This window comes from Herbidospora sp. RD11066 (assembly GCF_054661255.1).
In genome coordinates this window covers 606280-625510 of sequence record NZ_BAAGDO010000001.1, presented here as the reverse complement: position 1 = coordinate 625510, position 19231 = coordinate 606280, and the positions used below count along the sequence as shown (strand labels likewise).

21 protein-coding genes are annotated in these 19231 nt (G+C 70.6%); 7 read left to right on the top strand and 14 right to left on the bottom strand.

What is annotated here, in order from left to right:
* Window positions 1-7 precede the first annotated feature (7 nt).
* The 8 genes from ACYQ78_RS02895 to ACYQ78_RS02860 all read right to left on the bottom strand — a co-directional run bounded on the left by ACYQ78_RS02895 (window position 8) and on the right by ACYQ78_RS02860 (window position 7901).
* Window positions 8-406 (bottom strand): DUF3040 domain-containing protein, encoded by a 399-nt coding sequence (locus tag ACYQ78_RS02895; RefSeq protein ID WP_459799070.1) that lies wholly within the window; start codon window positions 404-406, stop codon window positions 8-10.
* Between the two features lie 159 nt (window positions 407-565).
* Window positions 566-1804, bottom strand: coding sequence for a DNA polymerase IV (locus ACYQ78_RS02890; protein ID WP_459799069.1), 1239 nt, complete (start codon window positions 1802-1804; stop codon window positions 566-568).
* Window positions 1805-2085: 281 nt separating this feature from the next.
* Window positions 2086-2781 carry a methyltransferase domain-containing protein gene (locus ACYQ78_RS02885; protein ID WP_459799068.1) on the bottom strand — a complete coding sequence of 232 codons (696 nt, stop codon included), beginning with the start codon at window positions 2779-2781 and terminating at the stop codon, window positions 2086-2088.
* Window positions 2782-2839: 58 nt separating this feature from the next.
* Window positions 2840-3250 (bottom strand): transcription antitermination factor NusB, encoded by a 411-nt coding sequence (gene nusB / locus ACYQ78_RS02880; protein ID WP_459799067.1) that lies wholly within the window; start codon window positions 3248-3250, stop codon window positions 2840-2842.
* The gene (efp, locus tag ACYQ78_RS02875) at window positions 3250-3810 is read right to left on the bottom strand and encodes an elongation factor P (RefSeq protein WP_459799066.1); all 561 of its coding nucleotides are present in this window, start codon (window positions 3808-3810) and stop codon (window positions 3250-3252) included. Before efp ends, nusB begins: the two co-directional genes overlap by 1 nt.
* 31 nt (window positions 3811-3841) lie before the next feature.
* A complete protein-coding gene (locus tag ACYQ78_RS02870) occupies window positions 3842-4876 on the bottom strand; it encodes an aminopeptidase P family protein (RefSeq protein WP_459799065.1) in 1035 nt (344 codons plus the stop codon).
* A 9-nt stretch (window positions 4877-4885) separates the two neighbouring features.
* Window positions 4886-6310: an AAA family ATPase gene (locus tag ACYQ78_RS02865; RefSeq protein WP_459799064.1), complete on the bottom strand. Its 1425-nt coding sequence runs from the start codon at window positions 6308-6310 to the stop codon at window positions 4886-4888.
* A gap of 34 nt (window positions 6311-6344) precedes the next feature.
* On the bottom strand, window positions 6345-7901 hold the full coding sequence (locus ACYQ78_RS02860) for an MDR family MFS transporter (RefSeq protein WP_459799063.1): 1557 nt from the start codon (window positions 7899-7901) through the stop codon (window positions 6345-6347).
* Between the two features lie 85 nt (window positions 7902-7986).
* Between ACYQ78_RS02860 and ACYQ78_RS02855 the strand changes: the two genes are divergently transcribed.
* Entirely contained in the window at window positions 7987-8535 is a 549-nt protein-coding gene (locus tag ACYQ78_RS02855; protein WP_459799062.1) for a TetR/AcrR family transcriptional regulator, read from the top strand.
* A gap of 25 nt (window positions 8536-8560) precedes the next feature.
* On the opposite strand, the gene ACYQ78_RS02850 is transcribed toward ACYQ78_RS02855, so the two are convergent.
* Window positions 8561-9106, bottom strand: a complete 546-nt coding sequence (locus ACYQ78_RS02850; RefSeq protein ID WP_459799061.1) for an SMI1/KNR4 family protein — start codon at window positions 9104-9106, stop codon at window positions 8561-8563.
* Window positions 9107-9186: 80 nt separating this feature from the next.
* On the bottom strand, window positions 9187-10221 hold the full coding sequence (locus ACYQ78_RS02845) for an LLM class F420-dependent oxidoreductase (RefSeq protein WP_459799060.1): 1035 nt from the start codon (window positions 10219-10221) through the stop codon (window positions 9187-9189).
* Between the two features lie 111 nt (window positions 10222-10332).
* On the opposite strand from ACYQ78_RS02845, the gene ACYQ78_RS02840 reads away from it, so the two are divergent.
* Entirely contained in the window at window positions 10333-11220 is an 888-nt protein-coding gene (locus tag ACYQ78_RS02840; RefSeq protein ID WP_459799059.1) for an endonuclease/exonuclease/phosphatase family protein, read from the top strand.
* On the opposite strand, the gene ACYQ78_RS02835 is transcribed toward ACYQ78_RS02840, so the two are convergent.
* Genes ACYQ78_RS02835 through ACYQ78_RS02820 form a run of 4 tightly spaced genes read right to left on the bottom strand, consistent with a single transcriptional unit; the run spans window position 11217 to window position 14808 of the window.
* Entirely contained in the window at window positions 11217-11771 is a 555-nt protein-coding gene (locus ACYQ78_RS02835; RefSeq protein WP_459799058.1) for a nucleotidyltransferase family protein, read from the bottom strand. The genes ACYQ78_RS02840 and ACYQ78_RS02835 overlap by 4 nt on opposite strands.
* On the bottom strand, window positions 11768-12871 hold the full coding sequence (locus ACYQ78_RS02830) for an XdhC family protein (protein WP_459799057.1): 1104 nt from the start codon (window positions 12869-12871) through the stop codon (window positions 11768-11770). Before ACYQ78_RS02830 ends, ACYQ78_RS02835 begins: the two co-directional genes overlap by 4 nt.
* Window positions 12864-13952 (bottom strand): vWA domain-containing protein, encoded by a 1089-nt coding sequence (locus ACYQ78_RS02825; RefSeq protein WP_459799056.1) that lies wholly within the window; start codon window positions 13950-13952, stop codon window positions 12864-12866. The genes ACYQ78_RS02830 and ACYQ78_RS02825 overlap by 8 nt, the downstream gene beginning before the upstream one ends.
* The gene (locus ACYQ78_RS02820; protein ID WP_459799055.1) at window positions 13945-14808 is read right to left on the bottom strand and encodes an AAA family ATPase; all 864 of its coding nucleotides are present in this window, start codon (window positions 14806-14808) and stop codon (window positions 13945-13947) included. Before ACYQ78_RS02820 ends, ACYQ78_RS02825 begins: the two co-directional genes overlap by 8 nt.
* A gap of 84 nt (window positions 14809-14892) precedes the next feature.
* Between ACYQ78_RS02820 and ACYQ78_RS02815 the strand changes: the two genes are divergently transcribed.
* The 5 genes from ACYQ78_RS02815 to ACYQ78_RS02795 all read left to right on the top strand — a co-directional run bounded on the left by ACYQ78_RS02815 (window position 14893) and on the right by ACYQ78_RS02795 (window position 19218).
* Window positions 14893-15600: an HD domain-containing protein gene (locus ACYQ78_RS02815; RefSeq protein ID WP_459799054.1), complete on the top strand. Its 708-nt coding sequence runs from the start codon at window positions 14893-14895 to the stop codon at window positions 15598-15600.
* A gap of 66 nt (window positions 15601-15666) precedes the next feature.
* On the top strand, window positions 15667-16488 hold the full coding sequence (locus ACYQ78_RS02810) for an ABC transporter permease (protein ID WP_459799053.1): 822 nt from the start codon (window positions 15667-15669) through the stop codon (window positions 16486-16488).
* The gene (locus ACYQ78_RS02805; protein WP_459799052.1) at window positions 16464-17159 is read left to right on the top strand and encodes an ABC transporter ATP-binding protein; all 696 of its coding nucleotides are present in this window, start codon (window positions 16464-16466) and stop codon (window positions 17157-17159) included. Before ACYQ78_RS02810 ends, ACYQ78_RS02805 begins: the two co-directional genes overlap by 25 nt.
* Window positions 17156-18115 (top strand): ABC transporter substrate-binding protein, encoded by a 960-nt coding sequence (locus ACYQ78_RS02800; protein WP_459799051.1) that lies wholly within the window; start codon window positions 17156-17158, stop codon window positions 18113-18115. Before ACYQ78_RS02805 ends, ACYQ78_RS02800 begins: the two co-directional genes overlap by 4 nt.
* A complete protein-coding gene (locus ACYQ78_RS02795) occupies window positions 18112-19218 on the top strand; it encodes an LLM class flavin-dependent oxidoreductase (RefSeq protein WP_459799050.1) in 1107 nt (368 codons plus the stop codon). Before ACYQ78_RS02800 ends, ACYQ78_RS02795 begins: the two co-directional genes overlap by 4 nt.
* Window positions 19219-19231: the final 13 nt, after the last annotated feature.

Below are 19231 nucleotides of genomic sequence, written 5' to 3'. Positions count from 1 at the left end.
GCGGCGGCTAACGCTCGTCGTTACGACGGCGCCAGCGCTCCTCCATGCGCTCCATGAAGCCGGGACGGCGCGCCGCGCGGCGGCCGGCCGGCCCTTGCTGCTGCGTGGACGCCTGGGGGCGGTCGCCGTGGAAACCGTTCATACGTTTCCAGCTGGACAGACCCCATAGGCAGGTCGCGAGCATGACCACAAAGCCGGCGACCCCGAGCCAGATGACGGTGGACACGACGCCGACCATCAGCAGGACGACACCGAGTGCGAAGCCAATGGAGGCCTTCACCAGGCGGCGCTTGTAATGGCTGCGTGGATCACTGATCCGGACGGTATTGGCCCACTTCGGGTCCTCGGCATAGAGGGCCTGCTCGATCTGGTCGAGCAAGCGCTGCTCGTGCTCAGACAGCGGCACGGCGCCTCCCAAGGACGGCCCCAAGACGGGGAAGACGGCAACGAACGACACGGGATGTCCGAACCCTGCGGTCGGTTATCCCCAGAATACGAGTCTGTAGACGTCGGCGAAAGAAAACGGTCAGAACGTCCACAAGCGCGGTCCAATGTGGAGGTGACGTCATAGATCCATTGGACCAAACCGTTTTCGGACGAGCGAGGCGGGGCGGACCGCATCCGGGCCGAATCTCCGGATCGCCTTGTCCATCGCCTGTTCCGCCTCCCGCCAGCCGATCTCGCGGTCTCCCAGGCCGATTTGCCTGGTCGCCGTGCCCGCCGGGCGGAGGTTCTCCATCCGGACGCCTACGAGTCGCAGCCGCACTCTATCGAGACCGGCGGCCTTGTAGAGGTCGCAAGCGGTGGTATGTATCTCTTTCGCCACATCTGTGGCCTCTCGGAGCGTACGCGATCGCGTGATGGTCGTGAAATCCGACCGGCGCAGCTTCACGCTGACGGTCCGGCCGACGTAGCCGGCGGCGCGCAGCCGGGCGGCGACCCGCTCGGACAGCCGGAGCAGCTCCCGCATGATCGTCTCGGGGTCGTCGACGTCGTGGGCGAAGGTCTCCTCGTTGCCGATGCTCTTGTCGGGGACGTGAGTGGTCACCCGGCGTTCATCCCGCCCCCACGCCAGCGCCGCCAGATGGCTCCCCGCGGCCCCGAATTCGCGCTGGAGCGTGGCAACGGGCACCCGGGCCAGGTCTCCCACCGTTTTGATGCCGAGGCGCGTGAGGGCCTGCTCAGTGCGTTCGCCCACTCCCCACAGGGCGGCCACCGGGAGCGGATGGAGGAACTCGACGGCGCCGTCGGCCGGGACGACCAGGAGGCCGTCGGGTTTGCACTGGCGGGAGGCGAGCTTGGCGACGAACTTGGTGGAGGCCACCCCGACCGAGCAGGTGACCCCGAAGCGGTCTTCCACCTGGGCCCTGATCGCCTTCGCGATCTGAACCGGGGACCCCAGCCTGCGGCGGGCGCCGCCGACGTCGAGGAAGGCCTCGTCGACCGAGAGCGGCTCGACCAGAGGGGTGATCGCGTGGAAGATCTCGAAGACGCCCTTGGAGACCGCGCCGTATTTGCCGTGGGAGGGCGGGATGACCGTCGCCTGCGGGCACAGGCGCATCGCGCGGGTCATCGGCATCGCGGAGTGGACCCCGAACCTCCGCGCCTCGTAGGTGGCGCTCAGGACCACGCCACGGGCGCCCGCGGCGCCGACGATCACGGGGGTGCCCTTGAGCTCGGGGCGGTCGATCAGCTCGACCCCCGCGAAGAACGCGTCCATGTCGACGTGGAGGATCGGGCAGCCGCTGTCGTCGGCGCCTTGAGCCGGGCCGGTGACCTGCGGCAACACCTGTTTCCTCGACATGCCGCGAGTCTAACCGAACAGGGGTTCGACCGGAACGGCGGACCTGAGAGGTCGTTGGACGGCGCGCATCCACGCGGCCGAACATGCCCCTTGGCCGAACGCCGGGCCGGAACGGCGGACCTGGCCCTCCTGACCGGAACGGCGGACCCTGGCCTCCTGATTGGCCACAGCTACTCGTTGGGCGCGAAGCGGGAGCGGGTGGTCGCCGCCGGATGCGGCGAGATCCGGGAGCGGCGGGCGGTGCCGGGGTGGGCGGAGCCGTAACGGAAGAAGAGGCTTTTCTACCGGTGCGCGAGGAGGTGGATCCTGGTCGCGATGTCCTTCAGGACGGGGTGGGCCGTGGCGGCGCGTTCGAGCTCGATCAACCCATCCGGGTCGTCTTCGGCGAAGCGGCTGGGGACGAGGTCGGTGAAGACGCGGACGCCCTGGATCTCGCCGACGGTGAAGCCCGCCTTGCTCAGCAGGGCGGCGAGGGTGTCGCCGGTGAAGCGGCGGGGGGTCGGGTCCTTCTCGCCCCAGGTGCCGGTGGAGAGGACCTCGCGGGCCTCGGCGAAGTTGCCGGCCAGGGCGCGGTGGATGGCGGTGGCGACAGGGTTGGCGGCCAGGACGCTGACCACTCCCCCGGGGCGGACGACCGTGTGGACCGACGCGAGGGCGGCGGCCGGGTCGTCGACGTATTCGAGGACGCTGTGGCACAGGACCAGGTCGGCGCTGGCGGCCGGGAGGAGGTCGGCGAGATCGCTCGCGTCGCCCTGGAGGCCGGTGACGGTCACGCCCGCCTCGGCGGCGCGGCGGACCAGGGCGGCGAGCGAGTCGGGCGTGGGGTCGACCACGGTCACCGAGTGGCCCAGCCGGGCCAGCGGCACCGCGAACCCGCCGGTGCCGCCGCCGGCGTCGAGGATGTCGAGCGCGGATCTGCCGGCGATGGCCGCCTGAAGGGACTCCCAGACGAGGGCCTGCCGCGTGGCGTCACGCACGGTGATCCTCCGAAATAGACGACGGCGTAGGCACGTCAGCCTACGCCGCCGCCGGAGCTCAGAGCGTCAGCGACGGCTTGAGCTGCTTGAAACGGGCCAGCAGCCCGTTGACGAACTGGGGCGACTCGTCGGTCGACAGTTCGCCGGCCAGCGCCACCCACTCACTGATCACGACGCCCTCGGGCACCTCGTCGACCCAGAGCATCTCGTAGGTGCCCACGCGGAGGATGTTGCGGTCGACGGCGGGCATGCGCTCCATCGTCCACCCCTCCGAGTAGGTCGAGATGAGGTCGTCGATGCGGCCCAGCCGACCGGCCACGCCCTCGACCAGGGAGACCGTGTATTCGTTGACCGGAGGCTCGGCCCGCTCGACCCGCTCGGCGAGGACGTCGAGCGGGTTGAGGTCGCGGGCCTCGGACTCGAAGAGGATGTCGAGCGCGCGCCTGCGCGCCTTCCCTCTGGCAGACATCAAGCGCGACCGAGGTAGTCGCCGGTGCGGGTGTCGACCTTGACCTTCTCGCCGGTCGTGATGAACAGCGGCACCTTGATCTCGGCGCCGGTCTCCAGCTTCGCGGGCTTGGTGCCACCGGTCGAGCGGTCGCCCTGGAGGCCCGGCTCGGTCTCTTCGATGATCAGCTCGACGGCGGCGGGGAGCTCGACGTAGAGGACGTTGCCCTCGTTGATGGCCACCGTGGCGGTCATGTTCTCGAGCAGGTAGTTGGCGGCGTCGCCGACGGCCACGCGCGTGACGTTGATCATGTCGTAGGTCTCGGTGTCCATGAAGACGAACTCGTCGCCGTCCATGTAGGAGAACTGCATCTCGCGCCGGTCGACGGTCGCCACCTCGACCTTGACGCCGGCGTTGAAGGTCTTGTCGACGACCTTGCCGGACTTGATGCTCTTCAGCTTCGTGCGGACGAACGCGCCGCCCTTGCCGGGCTTGACGTGCTGGAACTCGACAACGGACCAGAGGTCGCCGCCGTCGAGCTTGAGCACGAGTCCGTTCTTCAGGTCGTTCGTGGTCGCCACGTTGAGATCTCTTCTCCTGCGTGCGGGCCGCTCACAGGACGAGCAGCTCCCGGGTGGTGAGTGTGAGTAGCTCCGGCAATGGGTCACGCGTCACGAGCGTGTCCTCGATGCGTACGCCGCCGAGCCCCGGCAGGTAGACCCCGGGCTCGACAGTGATCGGAACTCGATCCTCTAGTCTACCGGTCCTGCCGGGGCCGAGGAACGGCTCCTCATGGATCTCCAGGCCGACGCCGTGCCCCAGCCCGTGGCCGAACCGGTCGCCGTGGCCCGCCCCGGCGATCAGGTCGCGCGCGGCGGAGTCGATCTCGCCGACGTCGGCGCCCGGACGCACGGCGGCGCGTCCGGCGGCCTGGGCGTCGTGGACGAGCGCGTAGATCTCGCGCTGCCAGTCGGACGGCTCCCCCAGGGCCACGGTCCTGGTCATGTCGGCGTGGTAGCCCTCGTACAGGGCGCCGAAGTCCATCGTGATGAGGTCGCCCTTCTGGACCGGGCGGTTCCCGGGCGAGTGGTGCGGGACGGCGCCGTTCGGGCCACTCGCCACGATCGTGTCGAAGGCGGGGCGGTCGGCGCCGAGCTCCATCATCCGGAAGTCGAGCATCCGGGCGATCTCACGTTCCGTCATCCCGGCCGCGATCCGGCCGACGACCAGGGAGAACGCCTCGTCGGTGAGGGCGCAGGCGCGGGCCAGGGCGGCGAGTTCGGTGTCGTCCTTGACCCGGCGCAGGTCTTCGACCAGGCCCTCGGTGAGCGGGGCCGTGCCGCCGAGGCGGCGGTATTCGCTGACGGTCAGGTGGTGGGCCTCGACTGCGGCGCCGGGTTCGAGGAGGTCGCCCGTGACGTCGCGGGTCTGCCGCAGCTCGACGCCCTCGCAGGACCTCGCGGTCTCGATGTAGCGGGAGTCGGTGGCGAGGGTGGCGGTCGCGTCGGCCCGGACGATCACGGCGGCGTTGGAGCTGGCCAGGCCGGTCAGGTAGCGCACGTTGACGGGCAGGGTGACCAGGAGGCCGGCGTGGCCGCCCTCGGTGAGGAGGGCGGCCAGGCGGGCACGGCGTTCCGCGAAACTCATGGTCAGAATCTAGGACACATCGCCAGGTTGGAGTCGGGGTCGCGGGCGAGGCCGCGGAGCGGCGCCGCCGAGAAGGGCCCGGGTGAGCGATTCGCCGTCTCCGGCCATCTGGGCCAGCACCGCCGAGAAGTGGTCGTCGGTCAGGGCGTGCTCGTCTCTTCTCAGGGACGTCAGGACGACCCTCCGGAGCAGTTCCTTGATGTAGGAGGCGGTGACCCCCTCGGTGGCCGCGACGACGGCCGCCACGTCGGCCTCGATGGGGCGGTTCCTGGCGTAGAGGCGGACCAGGCGCTCGCGGGCGGGGCCGTCGGGGGGCGGGATCTCGACGGCCAGGTCGATCCGGCCCGGCCGCTGGACCAGGGCCTTCTCCAGCGCCTCCACCCGGTTGGTGGTGAGCAGGAAGGTCACGTCGGCGTCGCCGCCGACGCCGTCCATGGCGTCGAGGAGGGAGAACAGCAGGGGGCTGGTCTGGAAGTGGGAGCGGTCCTCGGCGATGAGGTCGACGTCCTCGACGACCACGATGGACGGCTGGAGCCGCCGGGCCAGCGCCACCGCGAAGTCGATCTTCGCCATGCCCTCGGCGGTCATCAGGATCGCGGTGCTCTCCTTCCGCCGTCCGAGCAGGTAGCGCACGGTGTGGGTCTTGCCGGTGCCGGGCGGGCCGTAGAGCAGCAGGCCCCTTCGCAGGTGCTGACCGGCCTCGCGGAGCAGGTCGCCCTGCTCGCCGATGCCGACGACGTGCTCCTCCAGGGCTTCGAGACGGCCGTCGGGCAGCACCACCTCTTCGGGGGAGAGCTCCGCCCGGGGCACGAAGGTGAGCAGTTCGTTGCGGCGGTGCTCGCCGAAGCCGAACTTGACCACCTGGCCGCGCAGCGGGTCGAGCACGTGCTTGAGGCGTTCGATCTCCTCGCGGACGGCCGTCGCGGTCTCCCGGTTCATCGCGAGGACCGTCAGGAGGGCGTATTCGCTGATGTCCTCCCGGGTGCCGATCGCCAGGATCACCGGGCTGCCGTCGGGTGCGTGGGCGCACACCAGGCCGAGCTGGATCACGTCGACGGTGTCGTCGGGGCCGACGGCGGCGGCCCGGTAGTCGGGGCGGCCGAGGAGCACGCTGCCCATCGTGATGGCCATGGTGATCATGTTGGTCACGCTCATGAAGCGCCGTTCGGAGCCGACGATGCCGAACCACTCGGCGTCCGGGCTGTGCTCGGCCAGGTAGCGGTCGGTGGCGAGCTGGAGGGCGGCGTGCTCGAAGAGGCGGTACTTCTCCTCGACCACGACCACCTCTCCGATGGTCCTGCCCAGGTGCCCGGTGACCTTGGCGGCCAGGGGCGAGGCGGCGTTCTCCTCGTTCACCTGTCGTGCGACTGCGTCGTAGACCCGGCGGAGGCTCTGGGCCAGGGCGCGGGCGTCGTGCGAGTCGATGGAATTCACCCGGACATCATGCTTCGCCGGGTCGCGCGGCGCGTCAGACGCGTTCGTGCCTGCCGCGCCTGCCGGACACCTCGGTGGCCGCCGGGGCCGCGCCCGTGCGGAGCGGCACCTCCTTGAGGAACAGGACCGCGACCACCCCGAGGACCGCCGCGGGCACTCCCACCAGGAAGACCGTCTGCATCGCTTCCGTGTACGACTCCAGCACCGCCCGCAGGACCTGCGGGGGCAGCGAGTGGATGGCGTCGGGTGTACCCAGCGACGGCGATCCGCCGACGCCGCCGAGTCGGGCGGCCAGTTCGTCCTTGACCCGGTTGGTGAGGATCGCCCCGAAGGCCGCGACGCCGACCGCGCCGCCGAGGCTGCGGAAGAAGGTGACGCCGGAGGTGCTCACGGCCATGTCCTGGCGGGTGGCCGCGTTCTGGGCGGCCAGCACCAGCATCTGCATGGTCATGCCGAGGCCGGCGCCCATGATCGTGATGTAGACGCCGATCTCCAGCGCGCTGGACTCGACGTGGAGCCGCGACAGCAGGAACAGCCCGACCGCGACCAGCACCAGCCCGACGGCCGGGAACGCCTTCCACCGCCCGGTCGTCGACGCGACCTTGCCGGAGATGATCGAGCTGAGGAACAGCCCGACGACCATCGGGAGGGTCATCAGCCCCGACTCGGTGGGCGACATGCCCTTGACGATCTGGAGGAACTGCGGCAGGTAGATCATCGCGCCGAACAGGGCAACGCCGACCAGGAGCGAGGCCACGCTCGTCAGCACGAACGTGCGGTCGCGGAACAGCCGGGGCGGCAGGATCGGCGACGACGCCGCCCGCTCGGCCACCACGGCCCCGGCGACCAGCACGACCGTGATCGCGCCCAGGGCGTACGTCCACACCGAGTTCCACTCGAACTCGTGGCCGCCGAACGAGAGCAGCAGCATGAGGGCGGTCGCGCCGCCGGTCAGCGTGGTGGCGCCCCACCAGTCGATGCGGGCGTCCCGGCTCTCGTGGTCGAACCGGAGCACCCGCTGGACCACCGCGAACGCCACGACCGCCAGCGGCACGCAGACGTAGAAGCACCAGCGCCAGCCGAGCCAGTCGGTGTCGACGATGAACCCGCCCAGCAGCGGCCCGGCCACGGTCGAGATGCCGAACACCGCGCCGACGTAGCCGGAGTAACGCCCCCGCTCCCTCGGCGGCACGATGTCGCCGAGGATCACCTGGGTGAGGGCGGACAGCCCGCCCGTGCCGAGCCCCTGGACCGCTCGGGCGGCGATGAGCATGCCGATGTTCTGCGACAGGCCCGCCACCACCGAGGCGGCCACGAACAGGCCGAGGGCGATCTGGAAGAGGCGCTTGCGGCCGAAGATGTCGGACAGCTTGCCCCAGAGCGGGGTGGAGACGGTCATGGTCAGGAGGGTCGCGCTGGCCACCCAGGAGAGCTGCTCCTGGCCGCCCAGGTCGCCGACGATGGTGGGCAGGGCGGTGCCGACGACCGATGTGGAGAGCATCGAGGTCATCAGGGCGAGGAGGAGTCCGGAGAGGATCTCCAGGACTTGCCGATGGGTGTAGGTCCGTTGTGGTGCGTCCAAGAGAGTCAAAGCCGGCGTCCCCCCGTGTAAAGAAAGCTCCACAACAGAGTTAGTAGACGCTTGTTTACTTGTCAAACGCAGCTAATATTCCCCCGTGACGAGAGACCGGAAGGCGACCAGCCGACGGATCCTGGAAGCCGCGCGCGACCTGTTCGCCGAACACGGCTACGACCAGGTGACCATGCGCATGATCGCCGCCTCGGCGGAGGCCAACGTGGCCCTCGTGAACCGCTATTTCGGCACGAAGGCGGCCCTCTTCGCCGAGGCCCTGGCGACGGGGTCGACCATCGAGGCGGTGATCGCCGGCGACCCCGCGGGGCTGGCGTCGCGGCTGGCCCACCGGCTGGCGGTGCGCCTCCAGAGCGGCGTGACCGAACCGGTCACCCGCATGGTCGACCGCGCGGGCACCAGCCCGGAGATCCGCGCCATCCTCCACGCCCACGTGGAGGCGACCGTGGTCAAGCGGATCGCGGCCCAGCTGGAGGGTCCCCGGCCCGAGCAGCGCGCCTTACTGGCCACCACGATGATCCTCGGAACGGGTTCTGTACGCCGCCTCTTCGGCCCCGGAGTGATCGAAGAGGTCGACGTGGAGGACGTCGAGGAACGCCTCCGGGCGATGCTGGCCATCTGCCTGCGCCCTTGAGCCGGGTGGGGCGATCACCTCTCGTTCACCAGTCGCTCACCAGGTCCCAGAAGGATCGGCAGCGAACGGCCCCCGGCAGCCACGGCGCCAGATACCAGGCCTCCCACTCGCCGTCGGCGGTGACCACCTCCGGGTTGAGCAGGTACACCCCGTCGTCCCGGCTGCCGACGAGGAGCGTGTGGGGCAGGTACTCCCCCCGCATGAAATGGGAGTGCTGCTCCGGCCCGTAGACGAAGTAGTCGGCGTCGGCCACGCTCGGGACCGGGTCGTCGCTCCGGGGCCCGAAGTGGGTGATCCAGTCTGGCTCCAGGTCTCTGAGCCAGCCGACCCGGGACGCCCGGAGCAGGCCGTCCTCCTCCTCCGGGTCGCCCATGCCGTCGGCGTACAGCAGGAAGTCGCGGTAGCTGGGCGGTAACGCGCGGCCCAGTCTCTCTTCGAGCAGGCGGATCTCCGACTCGTCGGCCGGGGCGTGCAGGCCTGACTCGGCCGTGAACGGATATTCGGGATGGAGCTCGGCCAGCGGCACCTCTTCCGGCGGGAAGAGAGTGGACCACGCGTACAGGGAACCCATGAACGGCGACCCTAGACGGCGCCGCCGACATTTCCGGCCGCCAGGTCCGGGGGATTCTCGACCAGGCGCCCGGCAGGTTCTCAGCCGGCCAGTTCCTTGACCTTCTCGATCAGGCGCAGGCGTTCCTCGTGGGTCGCGCCGACCGGGGTCACGTTGATGGTCGTGACGCCGCTCTCCCTCATCGCGGCCAGGCGGTCGCGGACGAAGCCCTCGCTGCCGATCAGGGACATCTTCTCCAGGAGGTCGTAGGGCACGAGGGCGGCGGCCTCCTCCTTCTTCCCGGCCAGGTAGAGGTCCTGGATGTCGGCGGCCTCCTTCTCGTAGCCGTAGCGGACCGCGAGGTCGTTGTAGAAGTTCTTGCCCTTGGCGCCCATGCCGCCGATGTAGAGCGCGGCCATCGGGCGGCCGAACTCCAGCAGGCCGCTCACGTCGTCGCCGATGGCGAGGGTGGCGGTGGCGATGACGTCCAGGGAACCGAGTTCTTCCGAGCGCTTGGCCGCGCCGGCCGCGAGGGAGGCGCCCCACACGTCGGCGGCCTTCTCGGGCATGTAGAAGATGGGCAGCCAGCCCTCGGCCAGTTCGGCCGCCAGTTCCACGTTCTTGGGGCCGATCGCCGCCACCACGATCGGGATGCGGTCGCGGACGGGTGCGTTGATCAGCTTCAGGGGCTTGCCGAGGCCGGTGCCGCCCTGGAGGGGCATCGTGTAGTGCTTGCCCTGGTATTCGAGGCGTTCGCGCTTCCACACCTTGCGGCAGATCTCGATGACCTCGCGGGTGCGGCCGAGCGGGGCCGAGTAGGGCACGCCGTGGAAGCCCTCGATCACCTGCGGGCCCGACGCGCCGAGGCCCAGCGTGAAGCGGCCGTCGGAGACGTAGTCGAGGCCCGCGGCCGTCATGGCCAGCAGGGCGGGGGTGCGGGAGTAGACCGGCAGGATGCCGGAGGCGATCTCCAGGCGCTCGGTCTTCGCGGCGATGTACCCCATCTGGCTGACGGCGTCGAAGCTGTAGGCCTCGGCCACGAACACGATGTCGAGGCCCGCCTTCTCGTAGTCGGCCAGTTCGGCGACGGTCTCCTTGAAACCGCCCGAATAGCTCAGGGCCATCCCGATCCGCATGGATCCTCCTCGACCGAATGTTGTTCGGGTAGTACGGATCTCCGAGGGTACAGGTCGGCTCACGTCCTCCGTATAAGGGGAGCCGTACACTTTCCCGGCAGGGGAGGGATCTTGCTGGCTCGTGTGGTGTCGGTGTTCGCGGTGCTGCTCGCGGCGATTCTCGCGGGGCACCGGCTGTTGCCCGAGCTGGGCGGGGTGACGCCGGTTCTGGAGAGCGGCCTGCCGTGGCTCGGGGTGGCGATCGTCCCGCTGGTCGCGCTGGCGGCGGTGGCCCGGTCGCGCGGGGCCGTCGTGGCGGCGCTGGCCCCGGCCCTCGTGTGGGGCGTGATGTTCGGGCCGAGCGTGCTGCGCCGCCCGCCCGGCGGGCCCAGCGACTTCACGGTGGCGACGCTCAACGTCGGGGTGGCCAACGAGCTGTCCGGCGAGGCCGTGCGGGCCGCCGCCGCGGGCCGCGACGTGGTCGCGGTGCAGGAGCTCACCCCCGGCGGTCCGGCCGCCGACGAGCTCAGCAGCATCTACCCCTACCGCTTCCAGGTCGGGACGGTCGGGCTGTGGAGTAAATACCGGCTCGACGGTGCGAAACGGGTCGATGTGGGGCTCGGCTGGGCCAGGGCGCTGCGCGCCGTCGTCGAGACCAAAAAGGGCGACGTGACCGTGTACGTCATGCACCTCGCCTCCGCCCGCCCCGGTGAGACCTCGTTCCGGGACAAGACCCTGAAGGAGGCCGGTGAGGTGATCGCCAAGGACAAGAGCCGCCGGCTCGTCCTGCTCGGCGACCTCAACACCGCCACGACCGACCGCAACCGGGGCAACCTGGTGCCGCCGCTGCGCGACGCCCAGGAGGAGGCGGGCGCGGGCTTCGGCTTCACCTGGCCCTCGGGCTTCCCGATCACGCGGCCCGACCACATCCTCTACCGGGGCATGGACGCGACCCTGGCCGAGGTCCGCGAGGCCACCGGCAGCGACCACCGCGCCGCCATCGCCGACCTCAAGTTCTAGCCGACCGGCAGGTCGCCGGGCTCGTCGATGTCCGCCGGGTCGCCGACGTCGTCGCACGGCACCTCGGTGACCAGTTCCTTGTTCTTCTTCAGGTAGGGCCTCGCCCCCACGTCGCCTTCCAGTGAGGCGGCCACCGCTTCGACGTGGCCCCGCCCGATCAACACCGGGTTGCGCTGCCTGCCGGAGTAGGTGGCGACGGCCAGTTCGGCCCCGCCGTGGAAGGCGGCGATGAGGCGTTCGATCGCCTCGGGGCGGATGAAGGGCTGGTCGACCAGGGCGACCACCACGGCGAGCGACTCGGCCGGGACCGCCGCCAGGCCCACGCGCAGCGAGGAGCCCATCCCGGTCGGCCATTCGGGGTTGAGGACGGTGACCGCACCTCGTACGGGAGTGCAGGCGGCGCCCAGCACGACGACGACCGGATGGCACCCGCCCCGCTCCAGCAACCGCACGCCCCGGTCGACCAGGCGTTCGCCCTCGAACTCGACCAGTGCCTTCGGGCGGCCGAAGCGGCGGCCCGCGCCTGCGGCCAGCAGGATGCCGGTGATCATGCGAGTTCCCCGTGGATGCGGCCCTCGGTGGTGGTCAGCGGGCGGCCCGAGCCGCCCCAGCGGAGCTGGATGAGCTCGGCGGCGATCGAGACGGCGGTCTCCTCGGGGGTGCGGGCGCCCAGGTCGAGGCCGATCGGGGAGCGCAGGCGGGACAGTTCGGCCTCGGTCAGGCCGATCTCGCGCAGCCGCGCCATGCGGTCGTCGTGGGTGCGCCGGGAGCCCATCGCACCCACGTAGGCGGCGGGGGTGCGCAGCGCCACCTCCAGCAGCGGCACGTCGAACTTCGGGTCGTGGGTCAGCACGCAGATCACGGTCCGTTCGTCGACCGCCGCGTGGGACAGGTAGTCGTGCGGCCACTTCACCACGACCTCGTCGGCGTCGGGGAAGCGCTTGGAGGTCGCGAACACCGGCCGGGCGTCGCAGACCACCACGTGGTAGCCGAGGAACTTGCCGACCCTGGCCACCGCCGCCGCGAAGTCGATCGCCCCGAACACCAGCATCTTCGGCGGTGGCGCGAACGACTGGACGAACACCTGGAGGTCGTCGAGGCGGCGCTCACCCGAACGGCCGTAGCGGCGGACGCCGGTCGCGCCCTGGGCCAGCATGCCCCGGGCGTCGTCGTCGACGGCGGCGTCGAGCCGGGCCGAGCCCAGCGAGCCGGAGACGTGGTCATTCCACACGACGCGGCGCGCGCCCGCCCTCCCGGGGCCGGACAGTATGGTCGCCACCGCCACCGGGACCCGCTTCTCGATCGAGGCGGCGATCTCGCCCAGCTCGGGATAGTCGTCTCTGGAGACCGGTTCGACGAAGATGTCGATGATCCCCCCGCAGGTCAGGCCCACGGCGAAGGCGTCGTCGTCGCTGACGCCGTAGCGCTGGAGGACGGGTCGGCCCGAGGCGACGACCTCTTGGGCGAGTTCGTACACGGCGCCTTCGACGCAGCCGCCCGAGACGCTACCGACCGCCTCGTCGCCCAGGACGGCCATCGCGGCGCCGGGCTGGCGGGGCGCGCTGCGGAAGGTCCCCACGACCGTGGCCAGGCCGAACGTGCCCTGGTCGGCCGCCCACCAGCGGTTGACCTGCGACAGGATGTCACGCATGTCCGGCTCTCCTTCCCGCGAGGAGCCCGGCCAGCTCCTCGTAGGCGGCCAGGCTGTGCCCGGCCACCAAGTCGTCGACGTACGGCAGAGCCGCTCGCATCCCCCCGGTCAGCGGCCGATAGGCAGGGTCCCCTTTATGGGGGTTAACCCAGATGACCCGGTGGGCCATCCGGCTCAGCCGCTCCATCTGGGCGCCGAGCAGGGATGGATCACCACGTTCCCACCCATCGGAGGCGATCACCACGATCGCGCCCCGCGCGTCGGGCCGTTTCAGGAACTCCCGCAGTTCCTCCCCCAGACGGGTGCCGCCACTCCAGTCGGGGATGGCCCGGGAGACCTGGTCCATGGCGAGCGCCGGGTCTCTGACCTTGAGTTCCGCGGTCAGCCGGGTGAGCCGGGTCCCGGCGGAGAAGACCTCGGTGGCCCGGGGCGCCGACCTGGTGAGGGCGTGGGCGAGCCGGAGCAGGGTGTCGGCGTAGGAGGCCATCGAGCCGGAGACGTCGACCAGCAGCACGACCCGGCGTGGCTTCCTCCTGCGGTCGCGGAACCTGAGCCTGGCCGGTTCGCCGCCGCGCTTCATGGCCTCCCTGACGATCCGCCGAGGGTCGAGGTGGCCGCGCTTGGCGGCGGTCAGGCGGCGGGAGGCGCGCTGCTCTCGGGCGGTCCGCATGAGGGCGAGCAGCCGGTTGATCTCGGCGCGCTCCTCGGGCGTGAGGGTCGCGACATCACGGCCCCGGAGGATTTCGAGGGTGCTGGCGGTGGCGGCGGTGGTCTTCTCCCCCGGCTCTTCGGGCGCGCCGTCGGGATAGGCGGTGTAGCGGGAGACCGTGACAGTCGGATCCGATGATCGAGGCGATGAGCGGCCATCGAAATAGGCGGCGAAACAGCGGTCATATCTCGGGAGATCATCGGGCCCGGAACAGAGGGTGAGACGCCCGGCCCAATAGACGTCTCCCCGTTTCCCGATATTCAGATTCTCCAGGGCGGTGAGAAGGCCGCGGGTCCGCTCGTGGTCGGCCGCCACTCCGGCGGCCCGGAGTGTCCGAACAAAACCCATCAGGTTCGGTACGACTTCAGACATCCAGAAGTCCGTTTCGCATGGCCGATTGCTGGTCTTCGCGGTATTTCAGCGCGGCCCCCAATGTGGCCGCCGCCATGGCCGGGTCGAGCCGGTCGGCGCCCAGGGTCAGCAGGGCCTCGGCCCAGTCGACGGTCTCGGCGATGCCGGGCGGTTTCAGCAGGTCGGCGGCGCGGAGCCGGGCCGCCGCGCGGGCCACCTGCTCGGCCAGGGCCGACGTGCACGACGGCAGGCGGCGCAGCAGGATCGCCACCTCGCGGTCGAAATCGGGGTGGTCGAGCCAGTGGTAGAGGCAGCGCCTTTTCAGCGCGTCGTGGACTTCGCGGGTGCGGTTCGAGGTGAGGATCACCAAAGGCGGAGAGGAGGCGCGAATGGTGCCGAGTTCGGGAATGGAGATGGTGAAATCCGAGAGCACCTCCAGAAGGAAAGCCTCGAATTCGTCGTCGGCGCGGTCGATCTCGTCGACGAGAAGGACCGCCGGTTGTGATTCGATCGCCTGGAGCAAGGGCCGCGCGATGAGGAATCGCCGGTCGTAGATCTCGCCTTCGAGGGCTTTCACGTCGGTGATCCCGGCCGCCTCGGCCGCTTTCAGGTGGAGGAGCTGGCGGGCGAAATCCCAGTCGTAGAGGGCCTGGGCGGCGTCGAGTCCCTCGTAGCACTGGAGGCGGATCAGCGGGGCGTCGAGGACCCCCGCGAGGGTCTTGGCGAGTTCGGTCTTGCCGACGCCGGCCTCCCCTTCGAGGAACAGCGGCCGGCCCATGCGCAGGGCCAGGAAGGCGGCCGTCGCCAGGCCCGTGTCGGCGAGGTAGTCGCGCTGTTCGAGGAGGCCACGCAGGGTCTCCGGGGAGTCGATATCCACCCGTCCAAGGCTACTTCGGAGAGTGATGGGGATCTCGGCATCGATGGACGAAACGCCACGCCCCGTCTTGGTAGGTTCCCTCGGATGACGCAGGATTTCCCCGACACCCCGGCGGGGCGCGCCCTGCACGCGGAGCTGTCCGCCCGCTGGGCCGAGCCCCACCGCCGCTACCACACGACCACCCACCTGACCGCGGTCCTGTCGGCGATCGACGAGTTGAAAGACCACGCCGACGATCTGCGGGCGGTCCGGCTGGCCGCCTGGTTCCACGACGCCGTCTACGACGGCCGACCTGGCATCGACGAGGAGCGCAGCGCCCAACTCGCGCAGTCACGCCTGACCGCCCTGACCCTGGCGCCCACCCCCGGAACGGCCGTGACGCACTCGCCGGTCACCCCCGCAACGGCGCCTCACCCAGCGGCCGGCAACGACGACGCGCCTTTTCCGCCGGCCGCCGAGACGCCACCGACGCGGGCGACGGTCCTGGAGGTGGCGCGGCTGGTGCGGGTGACGGCGAGGCACTCGTACACGGAAGGGGATGTGAACGCGGCGGTGCTCTGCGACGCCGATCTGGCCGTGCTCGGGCAGGACCCCGCGACCTACGACGTGTACGCGGCCGCGATCCGGCAGGAGTACCGCCACGTTCCCGAGCCGCTGTTCCGGATGGGGCGGGGTGAGGTGCTGAGCAGGCTTCTCACGGGGCCGCTCTACGGCACAGAAACGGGTCGTGAGCTGTGGGAACGGCAGGCGCGGGAGAACCTGGCCAGGGAGCTTCGCCACATTACCGATTGACTTGGTAGGAAATATGGGTAACTCTGATGGCGGTCCACTCCTCCCCGCCCTCTGCGAGGTTCCCGTATGTCCGTCGTCGAGCTGGCGCGGCCGGTCGAGAAACCGGCCGTCCCGCCGAAAGGGCCACGGCGCCGCGTCACCGCGTGGCATCGCTGGCTGAGCCCGCTCGCCCTGCTCGCGATCTGGCAGCTGGCCAGCGTGACGGGGCTGCTGCCCGAACGCCTGCTGGCCGCACCGGCCACCATCGCGGCCACCGCCGTCGACCTGACCCAAGCGGGCACCCTCCCCACCGCGATCGGGGTCTCGCTCCAGCGCGTGCTGATCGGGTTCGCGATCGGCGGGCTGGCGGGGATCCTGCTGGCCACGATCGCGGGGCTGAGCCGGGCGGGTGAGAACGCGGTCGACCCGATCATGCAGGCGCTGCGCGCGCTGCCGTTCTTCGGGCTGATCCCGCTGTTCATCCTCTGGTTCGGCATCGGCGAGGAGCCGAAGATCCTGCTGGTCGCCCTCGCGGTGTCGTTCCCCCTCTACCTCAACACCTTCTCCGGCATCCGGGGCGTCGACGGCAAGCTCGCCGAGGTCGCCAAGACGCTGCGGCTGTCGCGCGGCCAGCTGATCAGGCACATCGTGCTGCCGGGCGCGCTCCCCCAGACGCTCGTCGGGCTGCGGCAGGCGCTCGGGGTCGCGTGGCTGGCGCTGATCGTGGCCGAGCAGGTCAATGCGACCACCGGCCTCGGCTACATGATCAACGACGCCCGCGAGTTCCTGCGCACCGACGTGATCGTGGTGGGCCTGCTCGTCTACAGCGCCCTGGGGCTGCTGACCGACTCTCTCGTACGACTCCTGGAGCGGAGGGCGCTGGCATGGCGACGCGGCTTTCTGGCGTAGCGCGCGCGTTCGGCGACCGGGTCGTGCTCGACTCGGTCGACCTGGAACTGCGCGACGGCGAGTTCACCGCCCTGCTGGGCCGCAGCGGCTCCGGCAAGTCGACCCTGCTCCGGGCGCTGGCCGGGCTCGACGACGAGGTCACCGGCACGATCGACGTGACGAGTTCGGTCGCGGTCGCCTTTCAAGAACCCCGTCTGGTGCCGTGGAAGAAGCTGCTGGCCAACATCACCCTCGGCCTCGACGCCCCCGTCTCCAAGGCGAAGGAGGCGCTGGCCGAGGTCGGGCTCACCGAACGGTCCGACGCCTGGCCGCTGACCCTGTCGGGCGGTGAGGCCCAGCGCGCCAGCCTGGCCCGCGCCCTGGTCAGGGAGCCCGAGCTGCTGCTGCTCGACGAGCCGTTCTCCGCCCTCGACGCCCTCACCCGGATCACCATCCACCAGCTCGTGCTGGAGCTGTGGGCCCGGCACCGCCCCGCCGTCCTGCTCGTCACCCACGACGTCGACGAGGCGCTGCTGCTGGCCGACCGGGTGCTCGTCCTCGACGAGGGACGCATCGCCCACGACATCCCCATCACGACCGCCCGCCCCCGCCACCGCGAGGATCCCGACCTGGTCGCGCTGCGCACCACCCTGCTCGCCGCACTCGGCGTCTCTCCCGAAGGAAGATCATGAAACGCATACTGGTGGCCGCCGTCCTGCTCCTGGCCGCGTGTGGCGCGCCGTCGACCGACACCCCCGCCGCCACCGGCGGGCAGGTCGAACTGCGGGTGGGTGACCAGAAGGCGGGTTCCCAGGCACTGCTGAAGGCGGCCGGGCTGCTCGACGGGACCCCGTACAAGATCACGTTCGCGCAGTTCACCTCGGGGCCGCCGATGCTGGAGGCGATCAACGCCGGGGCCGTGGACATCGGCGGCGTGGGCAACTCGCCGCCCATCTTCGCTGCGGCGGCCAACTCGAAGATCAAGATCGTCGCGGCCTACAAGCAGAACGTGGCGGGGGCGGCGATCGTCGTACCCGAGGGATCCTCCATCGCGGGCCCGGCCGACCTGAAGGGCAAGAAGATCGCGGTGGCCAAGGGCAGCTCCGCCCACTACCACCTGCTGGCGGTGCTGAAGAAGGAGGGCCTGGGCTTCTCCGACATCCAGCCGCAGTACCTCCAGCCCGCCGACGCGCTGGCCGCCTTCTCCGGCGGCACCATCGACGCCTGGACGATCTGGGAGCCCTTCACCTCCCAGGCCAACCTCGACTACAAGGCCAAGGTCCTGGTCGACGGCACCGGCTACGTCAACGGCCTCAACTTCCAGGTCGCCGCGCCCGCGGCGGTCGACACCAAGACCGACGCGATCCGCGACTTCCTGACCCGCATGGCCAAGGCCCGCGCGTGGGCGCTCGACCACAAGGCCGAATGGGCCAAGGTCTGGTCGGCCGAGACCGGCCTGTCGCAGGCGGTGGCCGACGCGGCCGTCGACAACGCGGTCATGTCGCCGATCGTCATCGACGACGCCGTGATCACCTCGGAGCAGGAGATGGCCGACGCCTTCCAGTCGGAGGGCCTGATCCCCGGCGCGCTGAAGTTCGCCGACTTCGTCGACCAGCGGTTCAACGACATCGTGGGGGCGGCACAGTGAGGTTCCACTGGTTCCTGCCGACGACCGGCGACGGACGCTCCATCGTCGCCGGCGGCCACGGCCTCGGACGGACCTACGGCGACGCCGAATACCGCGCGCCAACGGTCGAATACCTGGGCCAGATCGCGAAGGCGGCCGAGCAGGTCGGCTTCGAGGCGGTGCTGACCCCGACCGGCACCTGGTGTGAGGACGCCTGGCTCATCACGGCGGCCCTGACCCAGCTGACGACCCGGCTGAAGTTCCTGGTCGCCTTCCGGCCGGGCCTGCTGTCGCCGACCCTGGCCGCGCAGATGGCCGCGACCTACCAGCGCGTCTCGAACGGCCGCCTGCTGCTCAACGTGGTCACCGGCGGCGAGGCCGCCGAACAGGCCCGCTTCGGCGACCACCTGAGCAAGGACGAACGGTACGCCCGCACCGACGAGTTCCTGAGCGTCGTGCGCGGCGCCTGGCAGGGCGGCTTCGACTTCGCCGGAAACTACTACGACGTGACCGACGCCCGCGTCGCCGCGCCGCCCGAGCCGACGCCGGAGATCTATTTCGGCGGATCCTCCGGCGCGGCCGGTCCGGTGGCGGCCCGGCACGCCGACGTCTACCTGACCTGGGGCGAACCCCCGGCCCAGGTCGGCGAGAAGCTCAAGTGGGTCCGCGACCTGGCCGCCCAGGAGGGCCGCACGCTGCGGTACGGCGTCCGCCTCCACGTCATCACCCGCGACACCAGCGCCGAGGCGTGGGCGGAGGCCGGTCGCCTGCTGGAGCGCATCCCGAGCGGGGACATCGAGAAGGCCCGCAAGCTGCTGTCGTCGAGCGAGTCGGTCGGCCAGAAGCGGATGCTCGCCCTGCACGAGGGCTTCAAGAGCGGCAAGGCCCGCGACCTGGAGATCCACCCGGGCCTGTGGGCGGGGGTGGGCCTGGTGCGCGGCGGCGCCGGAACCGCGCTGGTGGGCAGCCACTCGGAGGTGGCCGACCTGCTGGAGGAGTACGCCGCCCACGGGGCGTCGGAGTTCATCCTGTCGGGCTACCCGCACCTGGAGGAGGCCTACTGGTTCGGCGAGGGCGTGCTGCCGGAGCTGCGGCGCAGAGGGCTCGTCCAGAAGGCCGCGTAGTCCGTTCGAAGAA

What these genes read in the sequence shown, in the direction of transcription:
- ACYQ78_RS02825 (WP_459799056.1), bottom strand. Translation starts at nt 13,952, where the DNA reads ATGTCTGAAGTCGTACCGAACCTGATGGGTTTTGTTCGGACACTCCGG.
- ACYQ78_RS02845 (WP_459799060.1), bottom strand. Translation starts at nt 10,221, where the DNA reads ATGCGGATCGGGATGGCCCTGAGCTATTCGGGCGGTTTCAAGGAGACC.
- ACYQ78_RS02870 (WP_459799065.1), bottom strand. Translation starts at nt 4,876, where the DNA reads ATGAGTTTCGCGGAACGCCGTGCCCGCCTGGCCGCCCTCCTCACCGAG.
- ACYQ78_RS02815 (WP_459799054.1), top strand. Translation starts at nt 14,893, where the DNA reads ATGACGCAGGATTTCCCCGACACCCCGGCGGGGCGCGCCCTGCACGCG.
- ACYQ78_RS02810 (WP_459799053.1), top strand. Translation starts at nt 15,667, where the DNA reads ATGTCCGTCGTCGAGCTGGCGCGGCCGGTCGAGAAACCGGCCGTCCCG.
- ACYQ78_RS02830 (WP_459799057.1), bottom strand. Translation starts at nt 12,871, where the DNA reads ATGCGTGACATCCTGTCGCAGGTCAACCGCTGGTGGGCGGCCGACCAG.
- nusB (WP_459799067.1), bottom strand. Translation starts at nt 3,250, where the DNA reads ATGTCTGCCAGAGGGAAGGCGCGCAGGCGCGCGCTCGACATCCTCTTC.
- ACYQ78_RS02805 (WP_459799052.1), top strand. Translation starts at nt 16,464, where the DNA reads ATGGCGACGCGGCTTTCTGGCGTAGCGCGCGCGTTCGGCGACCGGGTC.
- ACYQ78_RS02890 (WP_459799069.1), bottom strand. Translation starts at nt 1,804, where the DNA reads ATGTCGAGGAAACAGGTGTTGCCGCAGGTCACCGGCCCGGCTCAAGGC.
- ACYQ78_RS02800 (WP_459799051.1), top strand. Translation starts at nt 17,156, where the DNA reads ATGAAACGCATACTGGTGGCCGCCGTCCTGCTCCTGGCCGCGTGTGGC.
- ACYQ78_RS02835 (WP_459799058.1), bottom strand. Translation starts at nt 11,771, where the DNA reads ATGATCACCGGCATCCTGCTGGCCGCAGGCGCGGGCCGCCGCTTCGGC.
- ACYQ78_RS02850 (WP_459799061.1), bottom strand. Translation starts at nt 9,106, where the DNA reads ATGGGTTCCCTGTACGCGTGGTCCACTCTCTTCCCGCCGGAAGAGGTG.